This window comes from Staphylococcus pasteuri (genome assembly GCF_030547725.1).
Classification (GTDB): Bacteria; Bacillota; Bacilli; order Staphylococcales; family Staphylococcaceae; genus Staphylococcus; species Staphylococcus pasteuri.
This window is the reverse complement of record NZ_JAUOQO010000635.1, coordinates 1-251: the sequence shown is the minus strand read 5'-3', so window position 1 is coordinate 251 and position 251 is coordinate 1. Positions and strand designations below refer to the sequence as shown.

Sequence of the window (251 nt, the reverse complement as noted above, 5' to 3'; positions counted from 1 at the left end):
GCCAACATCAAAACGGCATCGGTCAGTGTCAATGTGAAGGTAAATCCGAAAATGTCAACATTTTGCAAGGCGTCAACAGGGGCAAAAATCTCCACGCCATACCCAGCGGCAAACAGGAACATAATGCCAACACCTGCCCACATCATGTTATTAGCCCAATCCCGTAGAGTCTTGTCTTTGAGTTCGACGCGCTTGTCGTCCCAATACATAATTAGACCGTCAAGGATTACTGCGGCAACAGCCCCGCGAAT

At 48.6% G+C, this 251-nt stretch carries 1 protein-coding gene; it reads right to left on the bottom strand.

Annotated features, from left to right (window positions below; all coding sequences use genetic code 11):
- Window positions 1-209: hypothetical protein (locus Q4528_RS15005; RefSeq protein ID WP_303522483.1), on the bottom strand; the 209-nt coding region annotated here is incomplete at its 3' end.
- Window positions 210-251 lie beyond the last annotated feature (42 nt).